Source organism: Streptomyces chattanoogensis, assembly GCF_001294335.1.
GTDB classification, from domain to species: domain Bacteria; phylum Actinomycetota; class Actinomycetes; order Streptomycetales; family Streptomycetaceae; genus Streptomyces; species Streptomyces chattanoogensis.
In genome coordinates this window covers 1-858 of the sequence record NZ_LGKG01000028.1, presented here as the reverse complement: position 1 = coordinate 858, position 858 = coordinate 1, and the positions used below count along the sequence as shown (strand labels likewise).

Below are 858 nucleotides of genomic sequence, written 5' to 3'. Positions count from 1 at the left end.
ATGCCGGTGCTGGCGTGGGATGTGCGGCGTGCCGCCGAGGCGTTTCGGTTTATGAGCCGGGCGCGGCATGTGGGGAAGTTGGTGTTGACGGTGCCGCGTGGGGTGGATCCTGCGGGGACGGTGCTGGTGACCGGTGGTGTGGGTGGTCTGGGCGGGCTGGTGGCTCGGCATCTGGTGGGTGTGCAGGGTGTGCGGCATCTGGTGTTGACCAGTCGTCGTGGGGCGGATGCTCCTGGGGCGGGCGCGTTGGTGGCGGAGTTGGAGTCGCTGGGTGCGGTGTCGGTGTCGGTGGTGGCGTGTGATGTGGGTGACCGGGATGCGGTGGCGGGGGTGCTGGCCGGGGTTTCGGCCGATGCTCCGTTGACGGGTGTGGTGCATGCGGCGGGTGTGCTGGATGACGGCCTGGTGGGGTCGCTGTCGTCGGAGCGGTTGGCGACGGTGCTGCGGCCGAAGGTCGATGGTCTGGTGCATCTGGACGAGTTGACGCGGGCGCGTGGTGACGATCTGTCGTTGTTCGTGGCGTTCTCGTCGGCGGCGGCGACGTTGGGCGCCGCGGGACAGAGCGGCTATGCGGCGGCGAACACCTTCCTCGATGCGTTGATGGAGTCGCGTCGTGCCGCCGGCCTCCCGGGCACCTCGATCGCCTGGGGCCTGTGGGAGCAGCGCAGCGGAATGACCGCGCACCTCTCCGACGCCGACGTCGAACGGATGACGCGCGCCGGTGAAGTCCCGCTCTCCACCGAGCTCGGTCTGCGCCTCTTCGACAGCGCCGCAGGATCGGCCTGGCCGGTGATGACCGCGTTCGGGCTGGATCTGGCGGCGGTGCGCGCGTCCGGCACCGTACCCCCCGTCCTGCGC

At 70.4% G+C, this 858-nt stretch carries 1 protein-coding gene; it reads left to right on the top strand.

All coding sequences use genetic code 11. The annotated features are described in order from the left end of the window. Positions 1 to 102: 102 nt before the first annotated feature. Positions 103 to 858, top strand: a 756-nt coding sequence (locus tag ADL29_RS06745) for a beta-ketoacyl reductase (RefSeq protein WP_342671142.1), incomplete at its 3' end; no start/stop codon positions are given.